Origin of the sequence: Corynebacterium amycolatum SK46, assembly GCF_000173655.1 — a bacterium.
In the GTDB taxonomy this organism is placed as follows: domain Bacteria; phylum Actinomycetota; class Actinomycetes; order Mycobacteriales; family Mycobacteriaceae; genus Corynebacterium; species Corynebacterium amycolatum_A.
The window spans coordinates 65383-91836 of the sequence record NZ_ABZU01000005.1 but is presented as its reverse complement, the minus strand read 5'-3'; the positions used below and the strand labels follow the sequence as shown (position 1 = coordinate 91836).

The 26454-nt window shown below is 58.7% G+C and carries 24 protein-coding genes; 17 read left to right on the top strand and 7 right to left on the bottom strand.

Annotation, left to right across the window (positions count from 1 at the left end):
- Positions 1–166: 166 nt before the first annotated feature.
- From glf to CORAM0001_RS04890, 12 genes are all read left to right on the top strand, one after another.
- Positions 167–1363, top strand: coding sequence for a UDP-galactopyranose mutase (gene glf, locus CORAM0001_RS04945; RefSeq protein WP_040361253.1), 1197 nt, complete (start codon positions 167–169; stop codon positions 1361–1363).
- A gap of 36 nt (positions 1364–1399) precedes the next feature.
- The gene (locus CORAM0001_RS04940; RefSeq protein WP_005510454.1) at positions 1400–2353 is read left to right on the top strand and encodes an EamA family transporter; all 954 of its coding nucleotides are present in this window, start codon (positions 1400–1402) and stop codon (positions 2351–2353) included.
- 182 nt (positions 2354–2535) lie between these two features.
- Positions 2536–3549, top strand: a complete 1014-nt coding sequence (locus CORAM0001_RS04935) for an alpha/beta hydrolase (protein ID WP_005510570.1) — start codon at positions 2536–2538, stop codon at positions 3547–3549.
- A 200-nt stretch (positions 3550–3749) separates the two neighbouring features.
- The gene (locus CORAM0001_RS04930; RefSeq protein WP_005510516.1) at positions 3750–5810 is read left to right on the top strand and encodes a glycosyltransferase; all 2061 of its coding nucleotides are present in this window, start codon (positions 3750–3752) and stop codon (positions 5808–5810) included.
- A complete protein-coding gene (locus CORAM0001_RS04925) occupies positions 5794–6384 on the top strand; it encodes a phosphatase PAP2 family protein (RefSeq protein WP_005510444.1) in 591 nt (196 codons plus the stop codon). Before CORAM0001_RS04930 ends, CORAM0001_RS04925 begins: the two co-directional genes overlap by 17 nt.
- Before the next feature lie 29 nt (positions 6385–6413).
- Complete coding sequence (locus CORAM0001_RS04920) at positions 6414–7433, top strand: decaprenyl-phosphate phosphoribosyltransferase (RefSeq protein ID WP_050773604.1); 1020 nt, start codon at positions 6414–6416, stop codon at positions 7431–7433.
- Positions 7434–7903: 470 nt separating this feature from the next.
- Positions 7904–8947 (top strand): alpha/beta hydrolase, encoded by a 1044-nt coding sequence (locus CORAM0001_RS04915; RefSeq protein ID WP_005510476.1) that lies wholly within the window; start codon positions 7904–7906, stop codon positions 8945–8947.
- 557 nt (positions 8948–9504) lie between these two features.
- On the top strand, positions 9505–11616 hold the full coding sequence (locus CORAM0001_RS04910; protein WP_005510477.1) for an alpha/beta hydrolase-fold protein: 2112 nt from the start codon (positions 9505–9507) through the stop codon (positions 11614–11616).
- Positions 11617–11659: 43 nt separating this feature from the next.
- The gene (locus tag CORAM0001_RS04905) at positions 11660–12142 is read left to right on the top strand and encodes a DUF732 domain-containing protein (RefSeq protein ID WP_244261996.1); all 483 of its coding nucleotides are present in this window, start codon (positions 11660–11662) and stop codon (positions 12140–12142) included.
- A gap of 5 nt (positions 12143–12147) precedes the next feature.
- Complete coding sequence (locus CORAM0001_RS04900; protein ID WP_005510562.1) at positions 12148–13071, top strand: cutinase family protein; 924 nt, start codon at positions 12148–12150, stop codon at positions 13069–13071.
- A 126-nt stretch (positions 13072–13197) separates the two neighbouring features.
- On the top strand, positions 13198–13731 hold the full coding sequence (locus CORAM0001_RS11400; protein WP_005510486.1) for a TM2 domain-containing protein: 534 nt from the start codon (positions 13198–13200) through the stop codon (positions 13729–13731).
- Between the two features lie 350 nt (positions 13732–14081).
- Positions 14082–14639 carry a TM2 domain-containing protein gene (locus CORAM0001_RS04890; RefSeq protein WP_005510576.1) on the top strand — a complete coding sequence of 186 codons (558 nt, stop codon included), beginning with the start codon at positions 14082–14084 and terminating at the stop codon, positions 14637–14639.
- Positions 14640–14654: 15 nt separating this feature from the next.
- On the opposite strand, the gene CORAM0001_RS04885 is transcribed toward CORAM0001_RS04890, so the two are convergent.
- The 7 genes from CORAM0001_RS04885 to trmB all read right to left on the bottom strand — a co-directional run bounded on the left by CORAM0001_RS04885 (position 14655) and on the right by trmB (position 21280).
- Positions 14655–16019: a PFL family protein gene (locus CORAM0001_RS04885; RefSeq protein ID WP_005510520.1), complete on the bottom strand. Its 1365-nt coding sequence runs from the start codon at positions 16017–16019 to the stop codon at positions 14655–14657.
- A 14-nt stretch (positions 16020–16033) separates the two neighbouring features.
- A complete protein-coding gene (locus tag CORAM0001_RS04880) occupies positions 16034–16303 on the bottom strand; it encodes an ACT domain-containing protein (protein WP_005510457.1) in 270 nt (89 codons plus the stop codon).
- Between the two features lie 301 nt (positions 16304–16604).
- On the bottom strand, positions 16605–18131 hold the full coding sequence (locus CORAM0001_RS04875; protein ID WP_040361221.1) for a peptide MFS transporter: 1527 nt from the start codon (positions 18129–18131) through the stop codon (positions 16605–16607).
- Between the two features lie 87 nt (positions 18132–18218).
- The gene (locus CORAM0001_RS04870) at positions 18219–18590 is read right to left on the bottom strand and encodes a DUF3054 domain-containing protein (RefSeq protein WP_005510493.1); all 372 of its coding nucleotides are present in this window, start codon (positions 18588–18590) and stop codon (positions 18219–18221) included.
- Between the two features lie 62 nt (positions 18591–18652).
- On the bottom strand, positions 18653–19696 hold the full coding sequence (locus tag CORAM0001_RS04865) for a lysylphosphatidylglycerol synthase transmembrane domain-containing protein (protein WP_081451100.1): 1044 nt from the start codon (positions 19694–19696) through the stop codon (positions 18653–18655).
- Between the two features lie 47 nt (positions 19697–19743).
- Complete coding sequence (locus tag CORAM0001_RS04860) at positions 19744–20427, bottom strand: NYN domain-containing protein (protein ID WP_005510460.1); 684 nt, start codon at positions 20425–20427, stop codon at positions 19744–19746.
- A gap of 4 nt (positions 20428–20431) precedes the next feature.
- Positions 20432–21280: a tRNA (guanosine(46)-N7)-methyltransferase TrmB gene (gene trmB / locus CORAM0001_RS04855; RefSeq protein ID WP_005510558.1), complete on the bottom strand. Its 849-nt coding sequence runs from the start codon at positions 21278–21280 to the stop codon at positions 20432–20434.
- Positions 21281–21604: 324 nt separating this feature from the next.
- On the opposite strand from trmB, the gene CORAM0001_RS04850 reads away from it, so the two are divergent.
- From CORAM0001_RS04850 to CORAM0001_RS04830, 5 genes are all read left to right on the top strand, one after another.
- Positions 21605–22147 (top strand): hypothetical protein, encoded by a 543-nt coding sequence (locus CORAM0001_RS04850; protein WP_005510568.1) that lies wholly within the window; start codon positions 21605–21607, stop codon positions 22145–22147.
- The gene (locus tag CORAM0001_RS04845; protein ID WP_005510524.1) at positions 22129–23157 is read left to right on the top strand and encodes a hypothetical protein; all 1029 of its coding nucleotides are present in this window, start codon (positions 22129–22131) and stop codon (positions 23155–23157) included. Before CORAM0001_RS04850 ends, CORAM0001_RS04845 begins: the two co-directional genes overlap by 19 nt.
- Positions 23158–23191: 34 nt before the next feature.
- Positions 23192–23617, top strand: a complete 426-nt coding sequence (locus CORAM0001_RS04840; protein WP_005510565.1) for a DUF6802 family protein — start codon at positions 23192–23194, stop codon at positions 23615–23617.
- A gap of 299 nt (positions 23618–23916) precedes the next feature.
- Entirely contained in the window at positions 23917–25752 is a 1836-nt protein-coding gene (locus CORAM0001_RS04835) for a phosphoenolpyruvate carboxykinase (GTP) (RefSeq protein ID WP_005510436.1), read from the top strand.
- 82 nt (positions 25753–25834) lie between these two features.
- Entirely contained in the window at positions 25835–26338 is a 504-nt protein-coding gene (locus CORAM0001_RS04830) for an Rrf2 family transcriptional regulator (RefSeq protein WP_244261995.1), read from the top strand.
- Positions 26339–26454: the final 116 nt, after the last annotated feature.

Genomic DNA, 26454 nt, shown 5'->3' with positions numbered 1-26454 from the left:
AAATTATCAAATAATGTGACCAAATGAACGTTGGGCTGGGCTCACGTGGACGTCGTAAAGCCCGCGTGTACACCCGCAAACCGGATGGAAATGCAATAGGTTTTAAGGCGTGAGTAGCGAAAAGAACACCACTGCCAATGAATTTGCTCCGAAGTCCCTACAGGACATCAAGGACAACACCTACGACCTCATCGTGGTCGGCTCGGGTTTCTTCGGTTTGACCGTTGCTGAGCGGACCGCCAATGAGCTGGGTAAGCGCGTGCTCGTTGTCGAACGCCGCAACCACATCGGTGGCAACGCCTACTCGGAGGCAGAGCCGGAGACTGGCATCGAGGTGCACAAGTACGGTGCGCACCTCTTCCATACTTCTAATAAGAGGGTGTGGGACTACGTCAATCAGTTCACTGACTTCACCGACTACCAGCACCGCGTGTTCGCTATGTACAAGGGCACCGCATACCAGTTCCCGATGGGGCTGGGGCTGATCAACCAGTTCTTCGGCAAGTACTACAGCCCGGACGAGGCTCGCCAGTTGATTAAGGACCAGACTGACGGACTGGATCCGAGCGAGGCAAAGAATCTTGAGGAAAAGGCCATCTCCCTGATCGGCCGTCCGCTGTACGAGGCCTTTGTCAAGCACTACACCGCCAAGCAGTGGCAGACCGACCCGAAGAACCTGCCGGCCGGAAACATCACCCGTCTGCCAGTTCGCTACACCTTTAATAACCGCTACTTCAACGACACCTACGAAGGTCTGCCTGTCGACGGCTACACCGCCTGGCTGGAAAACATGGTGACTTCCGACAAGATTGACGTCGTTGTCGATGCCGACTGGTTCGAGGTGCGCGACGAACTGCGCGCTGCCTCCCCGGATGCTCCGGTCGTCTACACCGGCCCGCTGGACCGCTACTTCGACTACGCAGAGGGCAAGCTGGGTTGGCGCACCCTGGACTTCGAGATGGAGGTCCTTAACACTGGCGACTTCCAGGGCACTCCAGTGATGAACTACAACGACGCGGATGTGCCGTACACCCGTATCCACGAGTTCCGCCACTTCCACCCGGAGCGCGATTACGTCAAGGACAAGACGGTAATTGTTAAGGAGTACTCCCGTTTCGCCGACGATGGCGACGAGGTCTACTACCCGATCAACACCCCGGAAGACCGCGAGATGCTGGAGGCCTACCGCAAGCTCGCTGCAGCAGAAGCGCAGGAGAACAAGGTCCTCTTCGGCGGTCGCCTGGGTACGTACCAGTACCTGGACATGCACATGGCCATCGGCTCCGCACTGTCGATGTTCGACAACAAGATTGCTCCGTTCTTCAACGACGGCGAAGCAATCGAGCAGGAGCGCGGGCACTAATTTGCCGCTTGCGGCTCCCGCGCTAGTATTGCGCGAGTGTCGCGCGAGAAAATCCAAACCGTAGTTCCCCAGCAGGGGGCTGGGCAGGTGCCCCAGCAGGGGCCATTGCTGCAGCGTGTGAACAAGTTTCTCACCCTGCCGGTGGCACCTGTCATTCTGGTTCTCATCGGTTCTCTTGGTACCCAGGCCGCGGCTGTGCTGGTCACTGGGATGCTTTCCACGGTCGGCGCGCCGGGCATATCGGGCCTGCGCATGACCGCTGCTGCCATCATCATGGTGGTTCTGTTCCGACCAAAGCTGTCCGGGATGACCCGCGCCCGCGCCATCAACATCGTGGTCTACGGCATCGCCATGGGCATGATGAGCATGATGATTTACGCCGCCATCGCCCGCCTCCCGCAGGGCGTCGCCGTCACCATCGACTTCCTCGGCCCCTGCGTCGTGTCCTTCCTGGGACTGAAAATGTGGCGCTCCCGCCTGTGGGCCATCGTCGCTTTCATCGGCGTTGCCCTAATCGCCCAGCCCTCCAATGACCTTGACATTATCGGCATTGGTTACGCCGCAATCGGCGCAATCTTCTTCGGCGCTTACACTCTCTTCTCCGCCCGAATGGGCAGTTCCGAAGGCGGCGGCATGCCGGATCTGGCGCTATCAGTGGTCGTCGCAGCAATTGTGCTCGCGCCGTTTTCTGTTCCCGCTGCACCGCTTGTCGACGGTTCGATGTGGGCCACCATCGTTATTTCCGGGTTCATTGGCGCTGTCATTCCCTACGTGATGGACACCATCGCTGCGGGGATTGTCTCAGCGGCGGTCGTCGGCACGCTCTTCGCGCTGGACCCGGTCATCGGTGCAATTCTGGGCTGGGCGTTTTCCGGTGACAGAGTGACCTGGTCTATGGCGCTGGGCATCGTGCTGATTGCGGTGGCTGGCGCAATTATTACCTGGCGCGGGGCGCGGGAGTCGCGCGAGCTGCGGGAGCTTGCGCAGTAAAAATGCGGATACCAGAACCCGCCGAAAAGTGGAGTTTCGACGTGTTCTGCTGGAAAACAACAGTGAATGCGGGTAAGTTTGTCGAAGATTTACTGTTTCTTAAGGTAATTCCTTGAAGAGGAAGCACGCCTGATAATTCCCACCGGCTGTGGGGAGTCGCACATTGTGAGGAGAATACACACGTGAAAATCACCTCTACTTTCCGTGGTTGGCGCCGAAAGGTTGCAGCCGTTGCGTCCGCAGTAGCTGTGGCTGCGTCTGCATTGACCATGGCGCCGGCAGCGAGCGCGGCGGGTGACCGAGGCTCGCTGCGCCCGGGTTGTGAGTGGGATTCGTACCAGTACTTCACCCAGAAGTGCCAGGTTTATTCGCCGGCCATGGATCGTAATATTCCGGTTCAGATTGTGGCCTCTGCCAATGGCGGTAACAAGGCTCTCTACCTGCTAGATGGCCTGCGTAGCCCGGCTGATGCCTCTGACTGGGTGGAGCACGGTAACGCCCCACGTACTTTTGAGGGATCCAACGTCAACCTGGTTATTCCAGGTGGTGGCGGCGGTAGCTTCTACACCGACTGGAAGCGTCCGTCGGTTAGTGTGCACGGTCCGTTTGTAAACATGTGGGAGACTTTCCTGACCCAGGAACTGCCGGTTTACCTTGAGCGTGAGTTCGGCATTTCTCGCACTGGTAACTCCATTGCAGGTCTGTCCATGGGTGCATCTGCTGCACTGTCGCTGGCATACAACCACCGAGACCAGTTCGGTCAGGCTCTTGCCTTCTCCGGTTACCTGCACACCACTGCGCCGGGTATGACCACTGCAATTGAGGCTGCTCAGCTGTCGGCTGGTTACAGCTCTTTCGACATGTGGGGTGCGCCTATGTCAGCGGAGCGTGTCCGCAATGATCCGTACCTGAATGTCGAGAAGATGAAGGGGCTGGATCTGGTTATTACCTCGGCAAATGGTGTTCCGGATGAGGTTCGTGACCCGAAGAACCTCTACCGTGTCGTCCCCAAGGTCGGCGGTGTTGCGCTGGAGTCGCTGTCCCGCTTGTCCACCCGCGAGTTTGAGTTGCGTGCTCGTACCTCCGGTCTGGATGCCACGTTTGAATACGAGCAGACCGGTATCCACGATTGGCCGACCTGGGATCGCAACCTCCAGAACTCCAAGGCCCGCATCGAAGGTTTCCTCGGAGCTTAAAACTAGAACCTGAACGAAAAAGCCCCTATGCGCAGCAGATAGTCTGCAGCGCGTAGGGGCTTTCACATTCTGGGCTGTCGCTAGCGTGGCAACAAGAGGCAATCCGCCACGGGCACTAGGATGCTATGAGATAGAAACGTCGGTAACTTATCGGCGGCAACATCCCCGGTAGACCTTTCGGAAAGTGGTTGATACGTCTCATGGCATCACAGCCTGAACAAAAGCGGACACATACCCCGACAACGTCGTCAAGCCTTGCCGTTGAACGCCTGCAGCGGATTTTGCTGCCAAAGTTGGGTGAGCCCCGTGATGTCCGCTCGCTCTACTTGGTTGAGCCGGAGACCAATGCCGGTCGCGTGCAAGCGCATTCGCGCACGTCAGCCACCATTCCGGCGGGTGATGAAGTTAGTTTTGAAACCTACTTCAATGCTTTTCCGGCCAGCTACTGGCGCCGGTGGACGAATCTGGACAATGTTGTCCTGCGCCTAGAGCTGTCTGGTACTGCGCGCGTGGACATTTACCGTTCGAAGATTGACGGTGCGCGTATCGCCGTGACCGGCGAAGTTGTCGGTGATCTGGGTGCGGCGGCCGAAGGTGCAGAAGCCAAGGTGGACGGCAAGGATATGCATGTCTGCGAAATCCCAGTACCGCTGACGCAATTTGAAGACGGCGGCTGGATTTGGTTCGACCTCACCTGTGAGACGGACGTGGTAATCCACTCCGCAGGTTGGTACTCCGATATCGAGGCGCCGAGCCAAACGTACCCGGACGGCACGGAGCATCCGGCGCCGGAGGGGCGCGTCACTATCGGTATCCCGACGTTCAATCGTCCGACCGACGCAGTTGCTGCTCTTGAGGCGCTGTCCTCGGATCCTGAAGTCGATGCCATCATAGATGCTGTTTTGATGCCTGACCAGGGCACTAAGCACCCGGCAGATGAGCCGGGCTTCGATACTGTCGCCGAGCACTTTGGTGATCGCCTGCGTATCTTCCCGCAGGGAAATCTCGGTGGTTCCGGCGGTTACTCCCGCATTATGTATGAGGCCCTGGGCGGTCCGGATTCGGATTCGAAGCGTGCGACCGATAGCCCGTTCATTCTCTACATGGATGACGACATCGCCATCGAACCGGATTCCATTCTGCGCGCGGTCGCTGTCGGCCGATTCGCGAAGTCCCCGATGCTGGTCGGCGGTCAGATGCTGAACCTTCAGGAGCGCAGCCACTTGCACTCGATGGGTGAAGTCATCGGCCGCCATGACTTCATGTGGACTTCCGCTCCGCACGTCCACTATGACCACGACTTTTATGCACACCCGCTGCGCGATCGCGGGGAGCACGGCACTAACGCAACCGGTGAGGTTGTTGATTCGAAGGATCTTCACCGTCGCATCGATGTTGAGTTCAACGGCTGGTGGATGTGCCTGATTCCGCGCGTCGCTGCCGAGGCGATCGGTCAGCCACTGCCACTGTTTATTAAGTGGGACGATGCCGAATACGGTTTGCGCGCAGGCAAGGCAGGCTTTCCGACGGCCACGTGGCCGGGCGTCGCAATTTGGCATATGGCCTGGTCGGACAAGGACGATGCCATTGACTGGCAGGCGTACTTCCACCTGCGCAACCGCTTGATTGTCGCGGCTCTCCAGCACGAGGGTGATGCTGCCGGTATCGTGCGTTCCATGCGCAAGGCCACTTTCAAGCACCTCCTGTGCCTGGAGTACTCCACGGTTGCCATCCAGAACGAAGCCATGAAGGACTTCCTGGCAGGCCCCGAGCGTCTATTCGACATTCTCGAGTCCTCGCTGCCGCGCATCAATGCCCTGCGCAAGAAGTTCCCCGACGCGGTTGTGCTGCCGAGTGCAGGTGATTTGCCAAAGCCCTCCGGTATTCCGGGGGTCCCGACAAAGGATGTCGGTGGACGCCTGGGCAAGCTGAAGAAGGTCGGTTGGCTGGCCAAGGGTTTGCTTCACAGCGTGCGCCCGGAAAACTCCGAGCACCATGCGGTGCCGCAGGCAAACCTGGCGCCGCTGGAGGCCCGCTGGTTCTCCCTGTCGCGTCTGGATGGCGCAACGGTCACCACCGCTGATGGCCGTGGCGTGGTGTATCGCCAGCGTGACCGCGACAAGGCCAAGGCTCTGCTGGAAGAATCCTGGGAGCTGCAAAAGCAGGTTGAGGAGCGGTTTGAGCAAATGCAGGCACGCTACCGCGCAGCCTATGACGATCTGACCAGTAGGAAGGCCTGGGCGAATGTCTTCGAAAATTAAAGGCGATCCGTTCGGCGAGTCCGACGTTCTCGTTAATATTCAGCACACGCTTAACGACGTCCCGGGGGTGCTGCCCACCGCGCGTGCCATGAGCTATTTCGGTGAGCACGCCCTTGGGTGGATGGGGCTCGCTGCCCTCGGGGCGGCGGTGGATAAGGAGCGACGCATTGGCTGGGCAAAGGTCGGTGTGGCCGCCTTTACCTCGCATGCGGCATCGGTGGTGCTTAAGCGCATTGTCCGTCGCCCGCGTCCCCATGACCGTCGTATAGCAATCGGCGTTGGTACGCCGAGCAAGCTGAGCTTTCCGTCTTCGCACGCGACGTCGACGACAGCGGCGTTGGTGGGGATAGCAAAGTTGGGTTACCCGGCAGCACCGGCCGTGGGGGTGCCGGCGATTATGCTCTCCCGCCTGGTGCTGGGAGTGCATTACCCAACCGATGTCGCTCTCGGAGCAGCGCTGGGTACAGCCACTGCTCTTGTGGTGGACAAGATAGGTGATAAGGTCATCGAGCCGAAAAAGGCGCAGCATAACCAGGGTGGACAGCCCTCCATTGCGGAAAGGAATGCACTGTGACACAGGCGGAGAACGACAACTTGGCCAATGTGTCGGCTAACCAGCGATCAGCTCCTCATTCAAGGATTGGATCCGAGCCGCACACTTCCGGTATCGATGAGCCTGCGCACCCGCAGGGGCATCCGCCGAAGAATCTGCTGGACGGCATGATCAAGGCGCTTCGCCCGAAGCAGTGGGTGAAGAATGTCCTGGTCATTGCGGCTCCACTGGCAGCCGGCAACGAGATTATGGACTCGGGACGTTCGATCGGCACACTGACCGTCGACATCCTGGTGGCGTTTGTGGCCTTCTGTATGGCAGCGTCGTCGATTTACCTGATTAATGATGCCCGCGATGTCGAGGCCGACCGCGCGCACCCCACCAAGCGCTTCCGCCCAATTGCTGCTGGCGTACTGCCGGTGAGTATGGCGTACATTATGGCGGTCGCACTGATTATTGGTTCGATTGCGGTGTCCTGGTTTGCCTCTGAGGGGCCGGGGCTAGCAATTGTTGTGGCTGTATACATTGCACTGCAGCTCGGCTACTGCTTTGGCCTGAAGCACCAGCCGGTGATTGATATTGCGCTGGTGTCCTCGGGTTTCATGCTGCGTGCAATGGCCGGTGGTGTTGCTGCCAACATCAACCTGTCCCAGTGGTTCTTGCTGGTTGCCGCCTTTGGTTCGCTGTTCATGGCGGCCGGTAAGCGTTACGCTGAGCTGCTGTTGGCGGAGCGCACTGGTAAGAAGATTCGTAAGTCGTTGCAGGGTTACACCGCGACTTACCTGCGCTTTGTGTGGACCCTCGCTGCGACCGCCGTGGTACTGAGCTACGCGCTGTGGGGCTTTGAGATGGGCCGTACGCCGGGTACTTCGTCGACTTCGGCTATTTGGTACGAGATCTCGATGGTTCCATTCACTGTTGCTATCCTGCGCTTCGCAGCCGACGTTGACCGTGGTGATGCGGGAAGCCCGGATGAGATTGCGCTCAAGGATCGTCCGCTGCAGGCACTGGCCGTCCTGTGGCTGCTGTCCATTGCCATCGCTGTCTATGCTGTTCCAGTTCTGGGGTAGTTCTCTGTTCTTTTCCCTTTAAGCGAACTGCGGTTTCCGTCGGTTTCTCGTCGGTTTCGCGGCGGGTTCGGTTGGTAGCTGAAAGCCCATGCACCGAGGGGTGCATGGGCTTTTCTGTACCTCGTTAGTACTTAGATTGTGTTTGGGGTTCTTGTAGGCGTGTTTTAGGTTTCTCAGTCAGTCCTACGCGGCAGCCGGGGCAGAATTACAATTTTGTAATTTCTCCCTGGTAAACAGTGTTTCTCCTTGTGGTAGATAGTTTTGCCGGAAAATGTGAGAAATATTACGGAATGGTTACGATTTTAACTTGGCTGTAGGGAAACGATTGAGTATCGTTACATACTCGAGATTCTTTTGAGGAGTCTCCAGTTGTCGCGTCACAACTGGAAGCAGAAAAGCGAAAGCTCGCGTAAGCGACTGCCTCCGAGAAGTCTGGCGCGGAGGTAAGTCCGAAAGTAAAGAGGAGAACGATGAGCTTTACTGCAGTGAGTCGTAACTTCACTGTGAAGGTCGTAGCTGCCCTCGTGGCAGTTGCGATGGTGTTTGGTGGCATCATGCTCGCATCCGCGAAGGATGCGAGTGCTGATCCAAACCGTGATCGACTGCGCCCAGGCTGTGAGTGGGATCCATACAACTGGTGGGTTCAGTACTGCCAGGTCTTCTCGCCGGCTATGAACCGCAATATTCCGGTTCAGATTAAGGCGGCTACTGGTGGCGGCGATGCGTCCCTGTACATGCTCGATGGTCTGTGGGGCTTTAATAAGGGTGCGTCCGGTTGGATTTGGTCGGGCCATATTGCTCAGACCTTTGCTAACGACAACATCACCCTTGTCGCTCCAGCTGCTGGCGATGGTTCTTTCTACACCGACTGGAATGATCCGGCGCTGACCACTGAAGGTCTGAAGATTCAGAAGTGGGAAACCTTCCTAACTCAGGAGCTGCCGGTCTACCTTCAGCGTGAGTTCGGTGTTAACCCGAACCGCAACGCAATCGCAGGTCTGTCCATGGGCGCGGCCGCGGCAGTGGCTCTAGCAGCTCGCCACCGCGATCAGTTCAAGCAGGTTACTTCACTGTCGGGTTACTACCAGATGTCCAACCCAGTTGTTGCTACCGGCACCACTGCAATGGTGGCTGGTGTTGGTGTTGTAAATCCGACCGGCATGTGGGGACTGCCGGTCCCGGCTTCGCCGGAGCGTAAGGCTCATGACCCGTCGATGCTGCTTGACCAGCTGCAGGGATTGCCGATGTATATTTCCTCCGCTCAGGGTGTCCAGAGCCTGTGGAGCGACCCGGAGGTTTTGAACCGCCCGGTACCGCAGCTGCCTGACACTGTGTGGCGTGCCGTAATGGAGTCTGTCTCCCGCGCTTCGACGCAGCGCTTTGAGCAGGATGCTCGCGCTGCCGGCCTAAATGCGCAGTTTGTCTACAGCCCGAACGGTATCCATTCGTGGGAGCTGTGGGGCCGTGATGCCGCGCTTGCTCGCCCGCACATTCTTGGGGCGCTGGGCCTCTAGGTCGGTAGTTATTTCAGGGCGCGCTGGCGCTCTGGCGCGCTGACCTAGCTCTGTTGCTGGATGACTTCTTAAAGGGGCTAGCTTCTTAAGAAGTCTCAATTTTGAAAAAAGACCAATCCTTTTGTTGGGGTTGGTCTTTTTTCTGTGTCGAGTCCGGGTTTGGATGCTGAGCGGAAGGTGTGAGTAACGGCTTAGAGAGGGGCGCAAAGAGTTGCGCTGTCAAAGCTTGAATTCAGTTCCTTTTGCGTGTGTCTCCACGGTTTTTACCCGTAAGAGGGTAAACATGAGAGTCGAACCTTAAAGTAAAGGGTGAAGCTATTCAGGTAGCTATACCGTATGTTTCGCAGAACGTGTGTGAGATTCTTCTTGCAGCGGCACGCCGGAGGAGGGGAACCTTCGGATACGTTGCTGGTCACCACGTAATTCTGCGAAGTCGAACGGTAAATGCATAGCTCTAACGCCGCGTGATGCTATCTGCAGGTGCCTAATTGGCGCCGGTGCAACACTCAACGTCTCAAATAATTTCAACCAGCGACTTTGTAAAGGGAAGCCCTCTTATGCGCGTAACCGCTAGATTCCTCCGTGGTGGCCTCGGCAACAGCCGGAAGTCATCGCGGGCGTTGACCGCACTTTTGGCACTACCGTTGACTCTCGCTCTCGGTGCCCCTGCTGCAGTGGCGGCTCCCGAGCCAGCTCAGCCAGGTCTGCCTAGCTACGAGGAACTTCAGGCCGTTCAGGGGCGGTTGGCTCAATCTGGAGACCTGGGAGACCTTGCTAAGGCTGCTGAAGCAGCGCAAGCTGCTGGTGCGCAACTACCTGGCCTGGGTATGCCGAAGCCGATGCCGGGGCCGGAACGCACGCCATTTAAAGTCGATACTCCCGCAGTGGCAAACCTGCCCAGCGGAGTCAGCGTAGAAAAGGTCGAGTGGTACACAGATCACCACGTCATTGCGCACATTCGCTCGGCTGCCATGCCGGAGAAGCCAATTCAGGTTGAGATTTTGCTGCCGCGCGATTGGTACCGCGACAAGGAGCGCACATTCCCGAGCGTCTACCACCTTGACGGTATGGCATCGTTTGATGACTACTCCGGTTGGATTCGCGCTACTAATATCGAACGCTTCTATGAGGACAAGAATGTCCTGGTGGTTATGCCCGCCGGCGGTACATCGTCCTTCTACTCTGACTGGGATCAGCCGGATAACGGTCAGAACTACAAGTGGGAGAGCTTCATTACTAAGGAGCTCGTGCCGGTTATCACCAACGGCTTCCGCGGCAACGATGAACGCGGCATCATCGGTATCTCCATGGGAGCCACCGGTGCTTACAACGTCGCAGCACACTCCCCGGAACTGTGGAAGTTTGCCGGTAGCCTCTCTGGTTACCTGGACATGACTTCGCCGGGCATGCCGCAGGCAATCGCTCTGGCGATGAAGAACACCGGTGGCTACGACGCGACGAAGATGTGGGGCCCGCTCGGTTCGCAGCGTTGGAAGGACAATGATCCGAAGCTGAACATCGACAAGCTCAAGGGCATGTCGCTGTACATCTCGGCGGGTAACGGCAACACCGGTGAGTGGGACGTGCCGTCGCAGATCGATCCGACGAAGCCGGACAATCCTACCGGTTACGCATTGGAAGTGCTTTCCCGCATGACCAGTGAGACCTTCATCCGAAATGCTCGCGAAAAGGGCGTCGAGCCGGTTGTGAACTTCCGGAGCTCGGGTACTCACACCTGGCCGTACTGGCAATTCGAGGTCAGTCAGGCCTGGCCAACGCTGGCCGATGCACTGCAGTTGCCAGAGTCCGATCGTGGCGCTGTCTGCCGCGTAGGTGGCGAAATTGAAAAGGCAGTCGCGTCGTTGCCGGGAATCGGCACTTGCCTGTCGGATGAGTACGGCGCTGCCAAGAATGGCGTGGCCCAGGACTTCACCGGAGGTACTGCCTACTGGCACCCAGATTCAGGAGCACACGTGGTCTGGGGTCGCATCGGCTCACGATACAACGAGCTCGGAGGCCCGTCCTCGCCACTTGGCTACCCGTTGACCAATGAAATGGCCACTCCAGATGGCACGGGACGATTCGTCCACTTCGAAAAGGGCTCGATTTACTGGACTCCAGAAGGCGGTGCCCACGAAATCCTCGGCGACATTATGAACGTCTGGGGCAAGTCCGGCTTCGAGACCGGTCCGCTGGGCTACCCAGTCGCCAACCACCGCGACATTCCGGGAGGTGTCGCTCAGGACTTCCAGGGTGGCACCATCGTCAAGATTGGCGGCGAAGAACCTCGCATCGTGCGTGGTGAAATCGGTCGTGTCTACAAGGAGCTCGGTGGCGCTGAATCTGATTTGGGTCTGCCTGTCGACGGCGACGAGGTCAAGCTCGCCCGCGGCGCTTTCCAGCGCTTCGAACACGGCGCCATTTACTGGACTCCGGAAACTGGTGCCCAGCCGGTGCGCTCCAACGACATCACTGACCACTGGGGCAGCACTGGCTACGAAAATGGCCCGTTCGGTTACCCGGTCGGCCCACTGCAGCCAGTCAAGGCCGGAGGTCTTGAGCAGCAGTTCGAGGGTGGCTGGATCCGTCAGCTCAACGGCAAGATTGTCGAAGAGCGCAATAAGCCAGAAGCACCGGCCCCAGCCGCCGAGAACGGTGATGACAAGTAAGCCAACCAAAGCAGGGCACTGAGTAAGGGATAGACAAATGTCCATGAACAAGTCCTTCCGGACACTGGCTACAACCACAGCTGTTGCGCTGCTGACCTTCGGAGTGGCCGCCTGTGGCAGTTCCACAGTGGAGTCTTCGGAGGTCACCTCGTCGACGACTACGAAGACCTCCACGACGTCGTCAAGCACGAAGACTTCTGCTCCGAAGTCGAGCGAAAAGTCTGCGCCGGAGATTACAGATCCCCAAGCCAAGCGCGTGGACGAAGCGCCCGATGGACAAATGAAGCTCAGCGAGGCGGACGATTCATACCTCGGAGCGCTGGAAAAAGCGGGAATCGATGTTGATGGGGTGGAGGATCAGCTCATCGGCACAGGTCGCGCGGCATGCGCGGACGCGCCGGAGGAGGAGCGTCAGGTCATCGCGCTGGCGATTGCCGGCCAGCTGGTCGCACAGGATCGCTCACAGGACAGCGCCGAGGAAGTGGCGAAGATCATTGCAAGCTCCGCTGAAAAAGCGTATTGCTAGCACTCATGCGTAAAGTGCTGACAATTCTGGCGGTTATCGTGCTGGTGGCCGCGATTGGGTTCGGCGTTGTGCAATGGCTTAACGACGACCAAGGTGGTCAAACCCCACCGACCCCCGGCGACGATGGTGGGGTTCTGGCCGAACAACCCGAGTGGTGCCCGGCGGTAGAAGTTATCGCGGTGCCCGGGACCGCGGAATCGCGTGCTGACGATGATCCGATGGCCCCGACCGCGAACCCGCATTCGCTGCTGCTTGGCCTGACGAGCTCGATTTCGGAGTCCTACTCGGAGGGCGATGTCAAGGTCTGGACTACGCCGTACCCGGCACAGATTAAGACGCATCAGCTGCCCGACCAACTCACCTACGATGATTCGCAGGCAGTCGGGCGCGATGTCACCGCTAAGGAAATGGCTGACTTGCACGGGCAGTGTCCGCTGACGGACTTCGTCCTGATGGGCTTCTCCCAGGGGGCCGCTATTGCAGGTGATTTGGCCTCTGACATCGGCAATGGCCGCGGTGTCGTTCCGGCCGAGCGCATTGCGGGCGTGGCTCTGTTGGGGGACCCGCGGCGTGACCCCAATCAGGGCGTGAACCAAGGCGTTCCGCTGGCTGGTGTGGGCGTCGAGCTGTCATTGCAGCCGCTTGGCGGCATTGTGCAGGCTGTGGTGCCGGGCGCAACGATGCGCGGTCCGCGAGACGGCTTTGGGCCTCTTAATGACAAGGTCCAGAATGTCTGCGTGCCATCGGACTCCTTCTGTGATGTGCCTCCGGGCGTGGCCGATGCGATTGCACGAGCGCAGGAGATGATTGCCGGTGCGGGTGCGCACGCAACCTACGCCACCAATGATGTCGCAATTCCGGGGACGACTCCGCTGGCCTGGACTGAGGGCTGGACTCGCGAACTGATTGAACAATCGCTGGCGCGGTAAATACTGTTATCACAGCTGGTCTTGGGTAGGAATGGTGTGTAATGGTTTGTTTTGGTATAGAGTATGAAATATCTCCAGGCTCTAATTAGATTCCAACGCATCTCGAAGCGGGAAGGCATAAAATCGATGACCAATTCTTACGGCAACTTTGACAAAGACGGCATGCCTATCCCAGGCAACAACCCCTGGGATACCCCTTCAGCGCCACAGCCTTACGGTGCCCCGCAGGGGAATCAGCCAGCCTACCAGCAGCCGCAGGGATTCCAGCAGGGATTCCAGCAGCCGCAGCCCTACGGCCAGCCTGGAATGTCGACCGGCTACAACTCCACCATCAACATCGTGAATGGTGGCGCCCCGGCGCGGACCGAGTCGCCAAAGTCCAAGGTAGCAGCTATCTTGTTGGCCTTTTTCCTGGGCTTCCTAGGAGTGCACAATTTCTACTTGGGCAGGACTGGTCGTGGTCTGGCGCAGCTCTTCATCTGGAGCGGTAGTTCCTTCGCAGCGTTGATTTGTGTAGCCACCATCATTCTGGCGCCACTTTCCATCATTTTTGTGATGGTTTCTGCAGCGGTTGGTTTCTGGGCATTTGTCGAGTTCATCATGCTCATTGCTGGCAGCGGTTCGTACAAGTACGACTCTGAGGGGCGAGTACTGAGCTAGTAACTGGGAATTCCCGCGGGGCGTTTCCGATTGGTAAGAGGCTCAATGAGCTCCTGGGGCTGCATTGGCCCTCTTACTGTTTTCATATTGGCTTAGTGCCTTTCAGTTATGGCCTTGCAGCGGTGCGGATTAGCGCAGTGGCAAAAATCGCTGCCGGCGTGTCAGTCGGTGACTAGAAAAGTTACAACCGCGCAATGGCCGATTGCTGTTAGGATTTGTGCAAGAACTAATACATTCCCTTTTGAGGACAAAACTGGAGTCAAAGTTCTGAGAGCATTAGTTCTTTTACCACTTCAACGAACTGCCGGGCTTTGCGCGGTAGGGAAATCTAGTCGAAAAGGTAGGGTGCAATGACGAATCCGACAAACCCATATGGAGATTTCGACGAAGACGGTATGCCGAGATCCAAGGGAAAGCTCGCTAACAGCTCGGGTGCTTATAGCTCCGGTATGCCGTACTCGGATCCGTACCCACCGCAGCAGCCGAACATGGGGCAGGGCTATCAGGACCCGAGCCAGCACAATTTCCACAACGGGTACTCGAACCCGTATCAGAGTGGTTACCCAAACCAGCAGGCGCCGGCGTATTCCGCTGGCTTCGGCGGCCCGAACCCGCACCGGGCTTATGGGAGCGCCGGTGCTCCTGTCTCGGATAAGTCCAAGATTGCAGCGGCTCTGCTTGCCTTCTTCCTGGGCACCCTCGGCGTTCACAATTTCTACCTGGGGCACAACTCGCGTGGTGCTATTCAGCTAGCACTGACGGTATTCGGCTGGATTACGGCTATCCTTCTGGTCGGATTCTTCCTAATCATTGGCGTCAGCATTTGGGCATTTATCGAGTTCATTTTGATTCTCGTCGGTAGCGGTTCCTACGCGTATGACGCAAATGGGCGCCGGCTGCAGTCATAGCAGCCGGCCCAGCCGCTAGTTCCTGAAGCCGTGCACCGGCGCGGGGATGTAGCCGCCGCGGGCAATGAACTCGGCATTGCCCTTGGCATTGACATCAATGACCGGCGCGTAGCCGAGCAAGCCACCGAAGTTCACCTCATCGCCAGGCTTAGTGCCCGGCACTGGAATGAGGCGGGCGGCGGTGGTCTTGTGGTTCATCACACCGATGGCCGCCTCGTCGGCAATCATGCCGGAAATCGTGGTCGCAGGTGTGTCCCCCGGAATCGCAATCATGTCGAAGCCCACCGAGCAAATAGAGGTCATCGCCTCCAGCTTGTCCATGCTGATCGATCCCGCCCGGACAGCATCAATCATGCCCTTGTCCTCAGAGACCGGGATGAAGGAGCCGGACAGTCCACCGACGCGGGAACAAGCCATCAGGCCGCCTTTCTTGACGGCGTCGTTAAGCAGCGCCAGCGCGGCAGTGGTGCCATGCGTGCCGACCTGCTCCAACCCCATGTGCTCAAGGATGTGAGCGACGGAGTCACCCATCTCAGCGGTCGGCGCGAGCGAGAGATCCACGATGCCAAAAGGCACGCCCAGGCGCTCCGACGCCATCGTGCCGACCAGCTGACCCGTACGTGTGATCTTGAACGCCGCCTTCTTGATCTCCTCGGCGACTTCGTTGAAGCTGGCGCCCTCCAGATCGCCGAGCGCGCGATCGACCACACCCGGACCCGAAACGCCGACGGACACGACACAATCGGGCTCCCCGACGCCGTGGAACGCGCCGGCCATGAACGGATTGTCGCCCACCGCATTGGCGAAAACCACCAGCTTGGCGCAGGCAATCGAGCTGCGGTCAGCGGTTTGCGCCGCGGCTTCCTTCACCACCTCACCCATGCGACGCACTGCATCCATGTTGATGCCCGCGCGTGACGACGCTACGTTGACCGAGCTGCACACCAATTCGGTCTCGCTCAGAGCGTGGGGAATGGAGTCGATGAGCCGCTTCTCGCTGGTCGTGGCACCCTTTTCGACGAGCGCCGAGTAGCCGCCGAGGAAGTTCACGCCAGAATCGCGGGCGGCGCGGTCGAGCGCCTTGGCCACCACGGTGGGATCGCCTTCGCAACCGGCCGTGATGAGGGAAACTGGTGTGACGGAGATGCGCTTATTGACAATCGGAATGCCCAGCTCCGCCTCGATGCCCTCGCAGACCTCCACGAGGCGAGCGGCCTGCCTGGTTACGCGGTCGTACACCGCCTGTGCGGTGGCGTCCATTTCAGAGCGAGAGCACTCGAGCAGGGAAATCCCCATGGTGACCGTCCGGATATCCAGACGGTACTTCTCGATCATGTCAATTGTGTCGAGGAACTTAGATTGCGCGAAGTTGAAATCCATCCTGGTCGCGCCCTTTAAATCTCGTTGACGGCGTTGAACAGCGCCTCGGATTGGATTCGAATGACAAGCCCCTCCCGCTTGCCGACGGAATCCATGTAACCCTGCAGCGTGCTGATAGGGGTGGTCTTCTCGTTGAACTCCACCCGCAGAATCATGGTGAACCATTTATCCATGAGGGTCTGGGAAACATCGACGATGTTGACGTCCTGCTCCGCCAGAGCAGTGGTGACGGCGGCGATGATGCCGGTGTGATCCTCGCCGGTGACGGTAATGATGGCAAACATGGCCTCAATTTTAGCCGGTGGGGAGGCGGGGGAAATCTGTGGATGGCGATTGTGCTGGTGGCAAGTTTGTGGCGAAGCATGTTCAGGGCCACCCAAAACACTTCACGACACCTATGTCACCTCGTGCCATCTGTGGAGGCGGCATGAGGTGACATAGGTGTCGTGAAGTGGGGAGGAGGGGAGGGGGCGTGGGCTGTGCCAGAGCGAGGGCCGGCCTTACGGCTCCGGCCCTACGGAGCCAGCCATACTGCCCCAGCTCTACAGCCTTCCAGCCCAGCTTTACAGCCCCAGCCCTACAGCTCTACCGGACGTCGACGAACTCCTTGACAATCCACTTGCGCAGTGCGAGCAGAACCAGACCCAAGACAATCGAGGCGATACCCAGGGTGATGAAGAAGGTGTTCTCAGCAGCGGCATCTTCGTAGTTGTAGAAGCCGGCCAGGGTGCCTGCCAGCGAAGTACCCATAGCGACTGCCATCAGCCAGACGGCCATCATGCGCGATGGGAAGGCCGCCGGAGCGACCTTGGTAGCGAGGGCGTTGCCGACCGGGCTCAGCATGAGCTCACCCATGGTGAACAGGAAGAGAATCCAGATAATCGCATACAGCGGAGTGGAGTTCTCACCGCCACCGGAGAATGGAATGAAGAAGAACAGCGAGATACCGATGATGATGTTGGCGACGCCGAACTTCACTGGGGTGGACCACTGGCGGTCACCAAGCTTGGACCAGGCGGCTGCAAAGACCATCGAGAAGGCGATGATGAAGATCGGGTTGATCGAGTTAATCCAGGCCGGGGACATTTCCCAACCGAAAATCTCGCGGTCGAGGCGGATGTCCGAGTAGATGGCCAGCACCGTGAACTGCTGCTGGAAGATACCGAAGAACAGCACGCCTGAGACGAACATCGGGATGAAGCCGACCAGGCGAGTCTTCTCCGATTTCGTCGTAAGTGGCGAGGAGTACATCTGCCACCACAGAACCACAGCGGCAATCAGTGCAATCACTGTGACCACAGTGGAAAGAGTAGTGACCGGAACAATTCCGGTGGACACCAGTGTAACCGAGACAACAGTGATAACTACTGCGATGCCAATCCATACCGGGTACTGCTTCTTTGGCAGCGGGTTCGGAATATCATGGCCGGCCTCGGCGATGGTGGACTTGCGCATCAGGATGTACTGAACCAGACCGGCAGCCATACCGATAGCGGCCAGGCCGAAGCCCCAGTGGAAGCCCTTCATTCCCCAGATCCAGCCGGTGAGCAGTGGGCCGAACAGGGCACCGACATTGACGCCCATGTAGAAGATGGAGAAGCCGGCGTCACGACGCGGGTCGTCCTTGGCGTAGAGCTGACCCAGCACGACCTGTGCGTTGGTCTTCACGCCGCCGGAGCCGATTGCGATGGAGACAAGGCCAATGGCCAGGCCAGTCACGCCGGGGATGAATGCCAAGGAGATGTGGCCAATCATGACCAGGACGGCGGAGTAGAACAGTGTCCGCTCCGAGCCAAGGATACGGTCGGCAACCAGAGAAGCAACGAGTGCGGCCATGTAGACAAGACCGCCGTAAGCACCGACGATGGAGGTAGCAGCACCCTTGTCCAGGCCGAGACCGCCCTGAGTGGTCTCGTAGTACATGTAGAAAGCCAGGATGGCCTGCATGCCGTAGAAGCTGAAGCGCTCCCACATTTCGATGCCGAAGAGGTTGGCGAGACCCCACGGTTGGCCCATGAACGTGCGTTCTTCGCTGGACCCTGCGGGGTTATGATTTCGTTGGGTCTCAGCAGTTGGTTGATTGCCGAGAGCCTCGTCAGAAGATTTGTCCATTCTTCAATTATCGAGGCGTAGCGCAAAAATTAAAAACCAGATTTAGTCAGTGAACTAAACCGAAGGGTTAGGAACGGGTCCGAAGGGTTAGTCCAGAGACTTACGAGCAACCGCATTCGACGCTGCTCGCCAACCCAGCAGCAGCAAGGCGCTCATGACTGAGGCGACCAGAATGAAGGACCAGTGCGGGACTGCCGAATTGCGGGTGGCCCACACAGCTAGGCCGACGACTACAGTACCGAGCCATACAATTGCGCCTGCACTCACTGCACGCGGGTTCGGCTCATTCTTAATCAGCGCGGTGCCCAGGAGGACACCGAATGCGAACGGCCACCAGGTATCGAGGATATTGATGAAGGTAAAAGGATCCTCGGGAGTGTTGTGAGCCAGGCGCGCTAACACGGCGAAAATAAAGATGGCGAGGATGTCAATCAAGAACGTCGATACGCGTGTGTTCATGCTTCTTAGTCTAGCGACCCCTCAGATCGGTGGGTGACCAGCGACCAGCGGGGAGGACGCCATTAGCGGTCAGCGACTGGCTGATGCCCGGGCTGATCCTTGTGGTCGAAGCCGAGGGCGTAGATAATCCAGCCCACAATTGCCACCAGGACGAAGGAAACGATGCGGTAGACCAGCACCGCTGCAAAAGCCTCGGCGCCGGTGGTGCCGCCTGCGATGAGAGCCGCAGTCAAAGCGGCCTCGACAGTGCCGATGCCGCCCGGTGTGGCCTGGATGAAACCCGCGAGCTTGCCGGTTACGAAGGCCAGCAGCACCTTCGTAGCGGAGATGTCATCGACACCAACGGCCCGAATGGCAGCGTAGAGACAGACAATTTCCGCGACCCAGTTGGTAAAGGACCAGGTGAAGGAAAGAGCTAAAGTTTGCACGGGCAACTTCACGCTGGTCAGCTGTTTGATGGACTCTTCAAGTCGGTCGACATCGGTGTCCGCGGGCTTCTTTCGAATTTTGTTAAAGACACGTAGACACCATGCACCCGCCTTGTTGAGGAAAGCTGGGTTCTGCGAAATCCGCCACAGCAAAATGGTGGCTAGTAACACCACAATTGCCATAGCGATGAGCACTGCGGTCGTGCCGCCCTGTCCTACGAAGAAGAGGCTGCCAAGCCCCAGAAATGCCAGACCTAAAAACGACAACGCACCCGAAAAAAGCACGAACCAGCTGACAAGGACCGCGGATGCGCCCCACTGCATCATGCGCTTAATCTGCAGCGCCGTGGAAAATGCAGCACCACCGGGAACGGTGACCGCCCACGCGTTGGATGCGAGGGTTAACGCATTGGTGCTACGGCGAGTGGCTGCTTTTACGCCTCCAGCTCGCAACAGCAGACGCATCACTTCCGCCATCGCGTAGAGCGAAAAAGCCACGGAAAAAATGGAGATGAGCAGCCATTTAGCGTCAACATCCGCAAGGATTTGCAGCCCTTGGACGACACTGTCCCAGTTTCTTACCGTCAGGACGATACCGGCAATCACGAGGGCTACGAGAATTATCGATCGTAGCCAGCTCGAATTGTCGGTTTTGAGGACATTTTTAAGTCGTGACATAAATAAGAAGCCTGTTCGTCTTCCTGTTCGGCGCCGCGGTGGTCTCCCTAGTCGTCGTTCTTGCCGTCGCGCTCCTTGAGCAACGAAGTGAGCGGACGGAACGGCTGCAGCCACGCACCGCCATCTGGCAGGCGGTCGAGATCGATACGCGGTAGCGGCTCGCGGAAGACGCCCTTGATTTCCTCCAGATCAACAAAGCGAATCGCATCGGAGGCCAGTGCCCAGGAAGCGTGCTCGTGAAAACCGATGACGGTTACCCGAATCCCCTCGGATGCGAGCTTTTCCAGCAGCTCCTGGAAATTCTGGCCATCGGCGGACGCAACGACGACACTGCGCAACACGCCTTCGTCGTAACGCCTTTGGATGTGCGCAATCATGTCCGGGTCAACGTCGGTGTCCTCTTCGATCTTCGGCTTTGCGAACACCGCGAAACCGACATTGCGCAGAGCCTCGACCCAGGGGCGGACAATCTCCGCAGAACCGGGGTTGACGTTGGTGAATACCGTGGCCTCGGGGAGGACATCGGAACCGATTTTGTGGGATACGCGCTCGGCTTCGTCGATAAGCCATTTGCCCACGGCGTCGAAGCGCGGGCGGTGTGCGGCGGTCGGGCGGGATCCAAGGATAGCGCCGAGCCCCATGTCCAAGTTCGGGGCGTCCCACACGAGCAGTGCGGTGGGGTGCGTCTCGGTGGTGTTGTAGCTGGCAGAGGTGTTCTGGGTAGTGCTCATGTTCCTATGCCTCTTTCTTGCGCCAGATGAACTCGTGGATGTCGTGGTCGAGGTTCAGGCCGCGGGCTTCGAACTTGGTCGTCGGTCGGTCGAGAAGCATGGGGGATTCCGGCCGGGGCCAGGCGATGGGCTCGAGCGTCGGCTCAACCTCGCGGAGTTCCTCGATCCACTCTGCGTAGTCCGCATGGTCGGTGGCGGCGTGGAAAATGCCGCCGGGCTTCAGACGCGAAGAAATCAGGCGCAACGTGCCGGACTGCACAATGCGGCGCTTGTGGTGGCGTGCCTTCGGCCACGGGTCCGGGAAGAACAGGCGCACGCCGGCCAGCGACTCCGGCTCGATCATGCGCTGCAGGACCTCAACGCCGTCGCCGCGAACCATGCGGATGTTCGACACCTCATTGCGCACGGTGGCGGAGAGCAGTTTCGCCAGGCCAGGGCGGTAGAGCTCAACGGCGATGATGTTGTGGTCCGGTTCTTGCGGAGCCATAGCCACGGTGGACGTGCCGGTGCCGCAGCCAATCTCGACGATGGTCGGTCCCTTGCGGCCGAACCATTCCTCCACGTCAATGACCTCGTCGGAGAGGACCTTGCCGTAAGTGTCCCAGTTATCTTCCCAGATCTTTTCCTGGTTGGGAGTCAAAGTGCCTCGGCGGAAGGACAGATTGCCGATGCGCGGGTAGTCAAGACCATCGTCGAATTGGGTCTTTTCCGGACGACCTGCAGGCAATTCGCCCTTCTTCGGCTGGCGCTCATGCGATTGTTCCGTCTGCTTGTCGCCCTGTGTCGGCAATGGTTCAGATTCCCGCGAAACCGCAGGCTGTTCGATATTTTCAGAAAAATCAGAAGTAGTCACGTTCCCTATTGTCCACGACATCGGCCAACTATCCAATCATTGCCCCTAGGATTTTTGTTGTTGTCCTGGCGGTTTCACGCCGGTAGGCGATGCCACGTCGTCCTGAATTGGCGGCACGGTGGAGCAAGTTGTTTTGTCGACTTGCCGAATCCGCGGTCCGCTGTAGGCTGAACGCGAAGCCGCGCTTATTCGTTGGTTGAAGCGGTGCTTGGGGGCTGCCTAGCGCAGCGTTTCAGGGCGCGGAATCTGGCCCACGGGCCGTATGGGGGTTACGCAGGTTTTAACTAAACCAAGCAGGGGATTTATGGGAGGGGACTAGGTCGGATGGATCTTATTTCCGCAACTGATGTCACGGAAACAACACAGTCGTCAACAGGATCTACATCGTCGTCGTTGCGCGCCGCTGTGGTGGACTGGCTGTCATCACGGCAGGCTGCGCACTCGGGCATCGCCAACACGAGCGGCGCGGAGGTGTGCGTCGCCAAGGCGCTTGAGCGCGAGAAACGGCCACCGATAATCTGCGCGCGATTGCGCAGGGGCGTGCGCGAAACCGCTGTGCGCGAGGCATTTTCGCAATGTCACGCGGAGCAGGCCGACAAGCTGTCCGTACCCGTCGCGCTGGTCATCGAGCAACAACCGATTCGCCATTCGCTTGCCGACGAGTATTGCGACATCACCACAAACGATGCAGCTGAACACACCTTTTTGTTCAGCTCCGCGTTGCGGAAGATTGCTGAACGCCGCGGTGCGGAAGGCGAATCACGCAATGATGACGGGCTACTCGTAGTGCAGTTGACTGAGATTGCGGCAGCCTTTCCCGCGGCTAGAGAGAGCCTGGAGGAGTTGCTATGGCAGCACCGGACGTAGTTGAACCACGCCCGGTCTCGGCCGAGGTTTCGGAGCAGCCACCGCTTCTTGTCACCAAAGCTGGGGACGCAGCGGACCGCGCGGACTTCTCTCAGATTGTTGACATTGCGACGCCGTCACGTCGTCTGGAGTTTGTGGATAAACGCAGCGCCGTCGTCCTCTATGTTGCAGACAGCGAGGTGCAGCCCACGCGGGAGTGCGTCAGCACGGTTGCAGCAATTAGCCAGGCCACCGGCCGCGTTGCAGTTGGTCTGATTGGCAATGGTGAGTATGCGGAGGCCTGGCGTCAGGAAATCGACGGCACAATCCCGATGGGTGCACTGGACGAGAGGATGGCCAGAACCCTGGCTCTGCTGGCAGAAGGCCCGCCCAGAAACTCGGGGGAAACACTGAGTGCGCGCCGGGCTCGAAATGTGCGAGCTCAGCTGGCGCAGGAGCGATCGCGCGGAGCCGGGGCGGCGGCGCGATTGCAGCGGAAGATGCAGTTGGCAGCTGAGAGTGCAGTGCGGGATGCGCTCCAGGAAGTGGCTGACGGCCCCGCAGGTGACCAAGCGGAACTTCAGGGCCGTGCCGAGGTCGCAGCGACGCGGCTGCAGCAGCGGTGTTGTGGCGAATTGGGTCTTCGTGTGGAGATCTCAGTGCCCGCTCCAGAAAGCCCAGCTCGTCCCAGTTATGCCATGGACGCGCTGGTGGCGGTGGCATCGCTTGGCGTGGCGGTCGGCGCAGCGCGGATCGTCCACGGGTTGCTGATGTGGGTTGGGGTGCCGACGCTTGTGGCGCAGCTGGTCGCACTTGCAATAGGCCTCGGCGTTGCGGTGGTGGCGGTGGGCGCGACGATTCGTCGTAACGCACGCCAACGCACTGCGCAGTGGCGGGCAAATTACCTTGCCCACCTGCGGCGAAGATGGACACAGTCCGTGGAGATGACGGTGCGCGAAGCCATTGGTGCGCGGGGTCAGGGATGGCGAATAGAGCAGCTGGCGGAGTACACCGGAACGCCTGCCCGATAGCTGTGACAGCCAGGAGAAATAGGGAGATATCACGATGGATGAGTTTTCTTTACTGCAGTATTTTTCCGATCAACCCGCGTCCGATGGCGGCGTGGAGGCGCGTACGTCCGCTATGCCGTGTGGTTTGGAGACGGCGACGCCGATTGATGGGCAGTCGGCGGACGTTGGTGGCACCGGTCTGGTCGTGGAGGTCGATGGGCAGCTCTACGACCTCGGCGACGACGAGGGGTCAATTACGCTTGCCGACGATTCCGGGTTGTCAATCTATTCGGATTTGGACGGTGACGGCACGGTGGATCACGTTACGACGGTCCGTTTTGACGGCACCTGGGAGTCTTGGAGCAGTGATGATGTGAGGGCTGCTGACGTAATGGGCGGAGCGGCAGTGGAATCGGCATCAGCAGCGGGGAAGTGGGATGCGTACTCATGGGAGCAGTCTGCGCGGGGCAGCTGGGACTAACGACTTTGGAACCGCTGCGCGTGGGGGTACCCGTGTCTCGGTTGCTTACAAATGGGGGTAACTGCATCCAAAGGGTTAATGGTTGTAAATTTATGTGGTGAGGCTGGCCTTATTTGCTGGTTATGGCCGTAAATTAACAGGTCGCAAGAATGGGGGCGAGGAAAATTATTTGTTGTAAAGCTGTGATGTAACGGCTTGCAAATGCGGGAACGAGCCGATTGTCGATGTGGGGCCCGGCAACTTTCGGTATCCCCCGGTAGCCTTAAATCAAGACGCGAATCAATGAGTCAGGAGAACTGATGTCCGCACCTTCTATTCCTGGTCTCGAGGGCCAGGCCCCGACCGAGAACGCCGAACTGCTGCGCTGGATTGCTGAGGTCGTAGAACTGACCCAGCCAGACAAGGTTGTCTTTGCTGATGGCTCGGAAGAAGAGTGGAACCGCCTTACCCAGGACCTGGTTGATAAGGGAACTCTTATCAAGCTGAATGAGGAGAAGCGCCCGAACTCTTTCCTTGCCCGCTCTAACCCGAAGGACGTTGCTCGTGTGGAGTCCCGCACGTTCATCGCTTCTGAAAAGGAAGAGGATGCTGGCCCGACCAACAACTGGGCGGATCCGGTCGAGCTGAAGAAGGAAATGACCGAGCACTACCGCGGTTCCATGAAGGGCCGCACCATGTTCGTCGTTCCGTTCTGCATGGGTCCGATCACCGACCCGGAGCCGAAGCTGGGTGTTCAGCTGACCGACTCGGAGTACGTGGTTCTCTCCATGCGAATCATGACCCGCATGGGTCAGGATGCCCTGGACAAGATTGGTCCGGACGGAGACTTTGTCCACGCTCTGCACTCCGTTGGCGCTCCGCTGGAGGAAGGCCAGGAGGACGTTGCATGGCCGTGCAACGATGAGAAGTACATCACCCAGTTCCCGGAGACCAAGGAGATTTGGTCTTACGGTTCCGGCTACGGCGGAAACGCCATCCTGGCCAAGAAGTGCTACGCACTGCGTATCGCTTCGGTCATGGCCAAGGAAGAGGGCTGGATGGCTGAGCACATGCTCATCCTGAAGCTCACCAACCCGGAGGGCAAGGCCTACCACATCGCCGCTGCATTCCCGTCTGCATGTGGTAAGACCAACCTGGCCATGCTGACTCCGACCATCGAGGGCTGGAAGGCCGAGGTCGTCGGCGACGACATCGCATGGCTGAAGTTCGGTGAGGACGGCCGCCTGTACGCTGTCAACCCGGAGAACGGCTTCTTCGGTGTTGCACCGGGCACCAACTACTCCTCCAACCCGAACGCCATGAAGACCATGGATGCCGGTAACACCCTGTTCACCAACGTCGCACTGACCGACGATGGCGACGTCTGGTGGGAAGGCATGGAAGGCAAGCCAGAGCACCTCATTGACTGGAAGGGCAATGACTGGACTCCGGATTCCGACGAGCTGTCTTCGCACCCGAACTCCCGTTACTGCACTCCGATTGCGCAGTGCCCGGTCGCTGCACCGGAGTATGACGACCCGCAGGGTGTCCCGATTGACGCCATCCTGTTCGGTGGCCGTCGTCCGGACACTGTGCCGCTGGTGACCCAGGCTCTGTCCTGGAACCACGCAACCTTCATCGGTGCAACCCTGGCTTCCGGCCAGACCGCTGCTTCCGCTGAGGCCAAGGTCGGCTCTCTACGCCACGACCCGATGGCAATGCTGCCGTTCATTGGCTACAACGTCGGTGACTACCTGCAGCACTGGATTGACATGGGTGTCAAGGGCGGCGACAAGATGCCAGAGGTCTTCCTGGTCAACTGGTTCCGCCGCGGCGAAGACGGCCGCTTCCTGTGGCCGGGCTTCGGCGACAACTCCCGTGTTCTCAAGTGGATCATCGACCGCATTGAGGGCCGTGTTGGCGCCAAGGAGACCGTTGTCGGTCACACCGCTAAGGCAGAGGACCTTGATCTGACTGGTCTGGACATCGACTTCGCCGATGTCAAGGAATCCCTGAAGGCACCGGCTGCTAAGTGGCAGGGTGACCTGCCGGACAACGAGGAGTGGCTGAAGTTCCTCGGTGACCGCGTTCCGCAGGAAGTCTGGGACGAGTTCGAGGCTCTTAAGGCTCGTATTGAGAAGAGCCTGCAGGACTAAAATCTTGCTAACTAGCCTTGCTGAAAGCTAGAACCTAGAACCACCCCCTTGTTGCCCGAAGTGGCTGGCAAGGGGGTGGTTTGTGCAGTACAACGATGAAGGGTGGCACGCAATGCAACTAACGCTTTTCTCTGATTTGAGCCTTCGTGTCATCACTTTGATGGCGATGGGGGAGCCGGGGCGCAAATACACCGCTGCCGAGGTGGCGGAGTCTCTCAATGCGTCTCGCGCGCATGTTTCCAAGGTTGTCTCGCGACTTGTGGAGCTCGGCTTCTTGGACGCGGTCAAGGGGCGCAATGGTGGCATTTATCTGCGGGATTCGGCTACGGATAAATCCGTCGGCAAGCTGCTGCGCACTCTGGAAAACAACGAGGTCGTCGATTGCGTCGGCACTGACTGCCCATTGCTGCCGACGTGCCTGTTGCGTGGCAAGTTAGCGGCTGCACAGGAGGCGTTCTTCGCTGCACTCGATCCGGTGTTGATTGCGGATCTCATTCCCGTCAAGCCGGTTGATGGTGCGGATGGTGATACTCCCGAGGGGGATAGCGTGCCTAAGGGTTCGATGCTCAGTATTCGCCCGGTTTAGGTGCAGAGCTGAAGGCCTGACCGCGGGTTAAAAAAACTAAAAATGGTGCTGTCGAAGTTTTCTGGTGAAGTTTTCGACATTGCCATTTGTGCAGTTCAAGGCGGGTAAAACTCAAC